This is a genomic window from Caballeronia sp. (assembly GCF_049581465.1).
GTDB lineage: Bacteria > Pseudomonadota > Gammaproteobacteria > Burkholderiales > Burkholderiaceae > Caballeronia.
In genome coordinates, this window is record NZ_JBAUSA010000613.1 from 1 (window position 1) to 6558 (window position 6558).

Genomic DNA, 6558 nt, shown 5'->3' on the forward strand with positions numbered 1-6558 from the left:
TTCGTGCCAAAAACCTGAAGTGATCGACGACGACACTGAGGTATTCGCGGTTTGAACGCGTTTCTTTGCTTCGTTTCTTTGCGCGTTTGCAAAGAAATGAAGTCCCGCCCCGGATAGGGGCTAACAGCAATAAGCAAGAAAATCAGACTTAAGCAGAACGACCACGTAAGCAGAAGGACTCAACGCTCTCCCCACACTCTCCGCGAGCAGCACCCCCAAAAGCCGCCAGCCGGCCCCCTCCCTAAGCCATTGAAAACGCAGTAGAAGTTAGGCGGAAAAACCTTTAAAAGCGTTGCACGCAAAACCTTCCCGCGATATACTCGCTGGCTTCTCTCTTGCCGCACCGGTCCGACGCCCGGGTGGCTTTAATCCTCAAGGAGTGACAATGCGTCATTACGAAATCGTATTTATCGTGCATCCGGATCAGAGCGAGCAAGTGCCCGCCATGATCGAACGGTACAAAACCACGATCACGTCGCACGGTGGTTCAATCCACCGCATCGAAGACTGGGGCCGTCGTCAACTGGCCTACATGATCGAGAAACTCGCGAAGGCTCACTACGTGTGCATGAACATTGAATGCAGCCAGGAAACGCTCGAAGAACTGGAACACGCGTTCAAGTTCAACGACGCCGTGCTGCGTCACCTCATCGTCAAGCTGAAGAAGGCCGAAACCGGCCCGTCGCCGATGATGAAGGAAGTGCATCGCGAAGAAGCCAAGAAGGCGGCCAGCCAGCCGTCGACTGAAGCGCAGGCTTAATAGACAGCCTCTACAGGCGTCAAGCCACCAGGATTTAAGTGAATCGGCTGCAATTGACAGCAAGCGTCGTGGAACGCGAACCGGTGCGGTACACCCCCGCCGGCGTCCCGATTGCAAGCTGCACGTTGCATCACCGCACGGAAGTGGTCGAAGCCGGAATTGCCCGGCAAGTTGAAATGACACTTCCCGCAGTAGCGGCCGGAGCTGCGAGCGGAAAGCTGGAAGGTACGGCGATGGGCGTGGAAACGCTCTTCACAGGCTTTCTGGCCAAGAAAAACCGCAACGCGCGAACCCTGGTGTTTCACATCACAGAATTGCAGGAATTAGGAAAGGACTAAACATGCCCCGCCCGACTGGTAAGAAATTCGACAAGCGTCGTCAGCAACAAAACCCGCTGTTCAAGCGCAAGAAATTTTGCCGTTTCACCGCTGCCAACGTCGAGACCATCGACTATAAGGACACGGAAACGCTGAAGGACTTCGTCGGCGAAAACGGCAAGATCACGCCGGCTCGCTTGACGGGCACGAAGGCTCACTACCAACGTCAGCTCGATACGGCTATCAAGCGCGCGCGTTTTCTCGCGCTGCTGCCGTACACCGACCTGCACAAGGCCTAATCAGACGACGCAATAAGGAAAAAGCCAAATGCAAATCATTCTTTTGGAAAAAGTCGTCAACCTGGGCAACCTGGGCGACATCGTTCGAGTCAAGGACGGTTACGCACGTAACTTCCTGATCCCGGGCAAGAAAGCTCGCCGTGCAACGAAGGACGCAATCGCGGAATTCGAAGTGCGCCGTGCGGACCTGGAAAAGGTTGCTGCTGAAAAGCTCGCAGCCGCTACGGCTCAAGGCGAAAAGCTGAACGGCGCGACCGTGCAGATCTCGCAAAAGGCTGGCGTCGACGGCCGCTTGTTTGGTTCGGTAACGAACGCGGACATCGCCGATGCGCTGAAGAAGCAAGGCCTGGCCGAAGTCGAAAAGTCGCAAGTGCGTCTGGCCGACGGCCCGCTCAAGCTGGTCGGAGATCACTCCGTCCAGATCGCATTGCACACGGACGTGCTGGTTGACGTGACCGTGTCGGTGTTGGGCGAACACGCTTAAGTGCTTATTGCGGTGGGCGCGAAGCCCGCCGCGTTTGCTTGAAGCGCTGCAGTAAAGGGAAGGGCAGAAACCGCATGCGGCTTCTGCCTTTTTTGTTTTTTTCCGGGCTCCCGGCCACCGCCATTTCCGCGATAATTCCTCCCCATGAACGCACCGTCTAAAGATCCGCAACTCGATGCGCTGAAAGTCCCGCCGCATTCGATCGAAGCCGAGCAGTCCGTCATTGGCGGCCTGCTGCTGGATAACGCCGCGTGGGACCGGATCGCGGATGTGATGTCGCACGGCGATTTCTATCGCTATGACCATCGGATCATCTACGAGGCGATCGGCAAGCTCATCGCGACCACGCGTCCTGCCGACGTCATCACCGTCTACGAGTCGCTGACCAACAGCGGCAAGGCTGAAGAAGTCGGCGGGCTGGCCTATCTCAACGCGCTCGCGCAGAACACACCGAGCGCGGCGAATATCCGGCGATACGCGGAAATCGTGCGGGATCGCGCCGTGTTGCGCCGTCTGGTCTCCGTCGCCGATGAAATTTCCGCCGATGCGTTCAATCCGCAAGGCAAGGAAGTGCGCCAGTTGCTCGACGAGGCCGAGGCTAAAGTGTTCTCGATCGCGGAGAGCGGTGCGCGCGGGACGCAGGGATTTCTCGAGATCGGGCCGCTGCTGACGCAAGTGGTGGAGCGCATTGACACGCTTTATCACACGGCGAATCCCAGCGATGTAACCGGCACGCCGACTGGTTTTGTCGATCTCGACAAGATGACGTCGGGCATGCACGGCGGCGAACTGATTATCGTGGCGGGGCGGCCTTCCATGGGCAAGACCGCGTTTTCAATGAACATCGGCGAATATGTGGCGGTGGAATATGGTCTTCCCGTCGCCGTGTTTTCCATGGAAATGCCAGGCACGCAACTGACCATGCGGATGCTCGGTTCGGTCGGCCGTCTTGACCAGCACAGAATGCGTACGGGCCGTCTCACCGACGAAGACTGGCCAAAGCTCACGCACGCGGTGCAAAAAATGAGCGAGGCGCAGATTTTTATCGATGAAACGGGTGCGTTGAATCCGATGGAATTGCGTTCCCGCTCGCGTCGCCTTGCCCGGCAGTGCGGCAAGCTCGGCTTGATCATCGTCGACTATTTGCAGCTCATGTCCGGTTCCGGCTCGGGCGGCGAAAACCGTGCAACGGAAATCTCTGAAATCTCGCGCTCACTGAAGAGTCTTGCCAAGGAACTCGATTGCCCCGTGATCGCGTTGTCGCAGCTCAATCGTGGCCTGGAGCAGCGGCCGAACAAGCGCCCGATCATGTCCGACCTGCGCGAATCCGGCGCTATCGAACAGGACGCGGACGTGATTCTTTTCATTTATCGCGACGAAGTCTATAACCCGGACAGTCCGGACAAAGGGACGGCCGAAATCATTATCGGCAAGCAGCGTAATGGTCCGATCGGGCCAATTCGACTGACGTTCCAGGGCCAATACACCAAGTTTGAGAACTTTGCCGGCGCGCAAAATTTCTACGGCGATTGAGGCCGTTTATGCACGCCGAGGTCGCTCGGATGGCCCACAGAGGGTGACCAAGCCCGGCACCGAAGCGGCGGCGCTGCTGCTCGCCGCGCAATGGCTGCTGCTGCGTGCGGCTGCCAAGCCGTTGCTCAAGGAATTGTTGCTCTCGGACGTCGCGCGTACGGAGTTCCTGGTTCCTGCACCCGGTGCCGCACGGCGCCGAGGCGTTGTACCGATTCGCTGAGCGGGGCCGCGGGCGAGATCCGAGCCCGAACCGACGCGCGGATTGTTGCGACGACGGCGTAACGAAAACAACTAAAACATACAACCCGCACGTCGCCGGCAAAACCGGCTTCTGGTACAACCCCCATGCCAAACGCGGTGACCATCCCGGCACCGCAGCGTTAGCAATTTGTAAGCATGACGTGCCAAAAGTCGGCTCTATCCGCCTTTATGTAGCGCCCATCAGACTTGATTGTTGACTCATTAGATAAAATTAATTTCAAAAAGTGAGACGCACGGTCAAACGCGCTATTTCGTCACACCTAAAATCCCCCCGTCAATGCGTCGGGGGGTGCATTGACGTCACGCAGATGCTGCCAGCGACGATCAGCGCCAAGACCGGAATAACTCGTTGTTCCGGCGAAGTTCACCTTGGCGCCTCACCTGGGGAATGTCTGTCGCTTCATCGCTTCCTGAACCCACTGTTTATCGTGCCATTCGCGGATGATCGCTGCGAGTTGGGTGGTCTTTAACGCATTCGAGTTTCGTCATTCCCGGAGAGGTTTATGTCCAATAGCTTACAGCAGTGGGTGGGGCGCAATCGTCCGCCGCGCGTTCAGATTACATACGACGTCGAGCTCGGCGACGCGGTCGAAAAGCGCGAGTTGCCCATGGTGGTAGGGCTGCTCGCCGATCTATCCGGTCAGCCGGCAACGCCGTTGCCCAAGCTCAAGGAGCGCCGTCTGGTCGAAATCGACCGCGACAATTTCGACGAGATCATGAGCAAGATCCGTCCGCGTCTCGATCTGTCCGTGCCCGATACGATGAAAGGCGAAGGCACGCTGAAAGTCGAACTGAATTTCGAAAAATTCGCCGACTTTCATCCGGAGAGCCTGGTGAGCCAGGTGCCGCGCTTAGCCAAGCTGCTCGAAGCCCGTCAACAGTTGCGAGACCTGCTGGCGAAGCTCGACGGCAACGATGAACTGGATTCGATGCTCGAAAGCATCGTGCAGAACTCGGAAGAGCTGAAGAAGGTGCAGAGCCAGGCACATGCGGGCGATACGCCGGCCGCGCCCGTAGTTGAAGAAGCGCCGCCGTCAGAGTGACGGACCCATTCTCCGCGTCGCTGACGCAACGAACTCCCCAAGGGGAATCCAGATGAAAACAAATTCTGCCGCCAAAAGCGCGGTAGCGGGGACGACCACGAACGAGAGCGAGCTGAGTCTGCTCGACCGAATCGTTCAGGAAGGCAACATGGCTGTCGAGCCCTCGCAGGGCATCTACGCGAAGAAGCTGATCGGTCAACTCGCCTCGCAAATTCTCGACGAGGGTATGCGCACGAGCCCCGACAAGAGCGTGGTGGCAATGATCAATGAGCGTGTCGCTGAAATCGACGGACTCCTGACTGACCAGCTCAATGCGATCATGCACGATTCCGCATTCCAGGCGCTTGAAGCGTCGTGGAGCGGCATGCATGACATGGTGTACGGCACGGAAACGAGCACGCGCCTGAAGTTGCGTCTGCTCAACGTCACGAAGAAAGAGCTGCTCAAGGATCTCGAATCGGCTGTCGATCACGACATGAGCGTGCTGTTCAAGAAGATCTACGAAGACGAGTACGGCACGTTCGGCGGTCATCCGTATTCGCTGCTGATCGGCGACTACGCATTCGGCCGTCATCCGCAAGACATCGCGCTGCTCGAACGCATCTCGCGCGTCGCGGCGGCCGCGCATGCGCCGTTCGTGGCGGCAGCGGCCCCCAGCCTGTTCGATATCAAGTCGTTCACCGACCTCGGCGTTGCGCGCGATCTGTCGAAGACCTTCGAAAGCGCTGAGCTCGCTGGATGGCGCAGCTTCCGCGAGTCGGAAGATTCGCGCTACGTGACGCTCGTGCTGCCGAACTACGCGGCGCGTTTGCCGTACGGTGCAAAGACCTCGCCTGTGGAAAGTTTCAACTTCGAAGAAGACGTCGACGGAACGGATCACAGCAAATATCTGTGGGCCAACGCTGCTTATCAGCTCGGCTTACGCATCACGGATGCCTACGCGAAATATAGCTGGGCAACCGCGATTCGCGGCGTGGAAGGCGGCGGCAAGGTGGACGGAATCGCTGCGCACGCCTACAAGACCGGCGAGGGCGACGTAGTTCTCAAATGCCCGACCGAAGTCACGATCACCGACCGTCGCGAGAAAGAACTGAGCGACCTCGGCTTTGTCGCGCTCGTGAATTCGAAGGGCTCGAACTTCGCGACATTCTTCGGTGGCCAGACAGCCAACAAGCCGAAGGTCTACAACAAGGATGCGGCCAACGCTAACGCGCAACTGTCGGCACGCCTGCCGTTCGTGCTCGCAGCGTCGCGCTTCGCGCACTACATCAAGGTGATGATGCGCGACAAGGTCGGCAGTTTCCAGACGCGCGCCGACGTGGAAAATTATCTGAACAACTGGATCGCCGATTACGTGCTGATCAATCCGGCAGCCTCGCAGGCGCAGAAGGCGCGTTTTCCGCTGGGCGAAGCACGGGTCGATGTGACTGAGGTTCCCGGCAAGCCAGGCGCGTATCGCGCGACCTGCTTCCTGAAGCCGCACTTCCAGATGGAAGAACTCACGGCATCGATTCGCCTGGTTGCAGACCTGCCCGCCGCAGCAGCTTGATGAAAGACGCGCGGCATAAGCGCCGCGCGTCGCGTTGTCTCTTATAACTATCTAATAATTCAGGCCAATCATGGATACGATCCTGCTTCAATTCAAGGATATCAAGGGCAATTCGCTGATCGACGGTTTCGCCGACGGCATCCAGATCCTGTCGTTTTCGCATAGCGTCGCCATGCCGATGACCTCGGACTCGGCCAACACGGAGCGCACCCTGGGGCGCCCGTCGTTCTCTGAATTCTCGCTGAACAAGAGCACCGACCAGTCGACGCCTGCGTTGTACGCAGCTTGCGCCGCCGGCACCAAGCTCGGCGA

The 6558-nt window shown here is 58.3% G+C and carries 9 protein-coding genes; all 9 read left to right on the forward strand.

The genetic code is table 11. The annotated features are described in order from the left end of the window. The first annotated feature begins 385 nt into the window (after positions 1 to 385). Positions 386 to 760: a 30S ribosomal protein S6 gene (gene rpsF / locus WCA53_RS14900; protein WP_423911559.1), complete on the forward strand. Its 375-nt coding sequence runs from the start codon at positions 386 to 388 to the stop codon at positions 758 to 760. A 38-nt stretch (positions 761 to 798) separates the two neighbouring features. Then, positions 799 to 1098 carry a primosomal replication protein N gene (gene priB / locus WCA53_RS14905; protein ID WP_423911561.1) on the forward strand — a complete coding sequence of 100 codons (300 nt, stop codon included), beginning with the start codon at positions 799 to 801 and terminating at the stop codon, positions 1096 to 1098. 2 nt (positions 1099 to 1100) lie between these two features. Beyond that, positions 1101 to 1376 carry a 30S ribosomal protein S18 gene (rpsR, locus tag WCA53_RS14910; protein ID WP_031359787.1) on the forward strand — a complete coding sequence of 92 codons (276 nt, stop codon included), beginning with the start codon at positions 1101 to 1103 and terminating at the stop codon, positions 1374 to 1376. Positions 1377 to 1404: 28 nt separating this feature from the next. After that, a complete protein-coding gene (rplI, locus tag WCA53_RS14915) occupies positions 1405 to 1860 on the forward strand; it encodes a 50S ribosomal protein L9 (protein ID WP_423911564.1) in 456 nt (151 codons plus the stop codon). 144 nt (positions 1861 to 2004) lie between these two features. Continuing rightward, the gene (locus WCA53_RS14920) at positions 2005 to 3393 is read left to right on the forward strand and encodes a replicative DNA helicase (protein WP_423911566.1); all 1389 of its coding nucleotides are present in this window, start codon (positions 2005 to 2007) and stop codon (positions 3391 to 3393) included. A 43-nt stretch (positions 3394 to 3436) separates the two neighbouring features. Next, a complete protein-coding gene (locus tag WCA53_RS14925; RefSeq protein WP_423911568.1) occupies positions 3437 to 3613 on the forward strand; it encodes a hypothetical protein in 177 nt (58 codons plus the stop codon). Positions 3614 to 4157: 544 nt separating this feature from the next. Beyond that, positions 4158 to 4697, forward strand: coding sequence for a type VI secretion system contractile sheath small subunit (tssB, locus tag WCA53_RS14930; RefSeq protein WP_423911570.1), 540 nt, complete (start codon positions 4158 to 4160; stop codon positions 4695 to 4697). A gap of 52 nt (positions 4698 to 4749) precedes the next feature. Continuing rightward, complete coding sequence (gene tssC, locus WCA53_RS14935; RefSeq protein WP_423911572.1) at positions 4750 to 6246, forward strand: type VI secretion system contractile sheath large subunit; 1497 nt, start codon at positions 4750 to 4752, stop codon at positions 6244 to 6246. A 70-nt stretch (positions 6247 to 6316) separates the two neighbouring features. Beyond that, the coding region (locus WCA53_RS14940) for a type VI secretion system tube protein Hcp (RefSeq protein WP_423911575.1) at positions 6317 to 6558 on the forward strand (242 nt) is incomplete at its 3' end.

Bases quoted from the DNA above. Each gene is read 5' to 3' on its own strand.
- rpsF (WP_423911559.1), top strand. From the start codon at position 386: ATGCGTCATTACGAAATCGTATTTATCGTGCATCCGGATCAGAGCGAG.
- tssB (WP_423911570.1), top strand. From the start codon at position 4,158: ATGTCCAATAGCTTACAGCAGTGGGTGGGGCGCAATCGTCCGCCGCGC.
- rplI (WP_423911564.1), top strand. From the start codon at position 1,405: ATGCAAATCATTCTTTTGGAAAAAGTCGTCAACCTGGGCAACCTGGGC.
- WCA53_RS14920 (WP_423911566.1), top strand. From the start codon at position 2,005: ATGAACGCACCGTCTAAAGATCCGCAACTCGATGCGCTGAAAGTCCCG.
- tssC (WP_423911572.1), top strand. From the start codon at position 4,750: ATGAAAACAAATTCTGCCGCCAAAAGCGCGGTAGCGGGGACGACCACG.
- rpsR (WP_031359787.1), top strand. From the start codon at position 1,101: ATGCCCCGCCCGACTGGTAAGAAATTCGACAAGCGTCGTCAGCAACAA.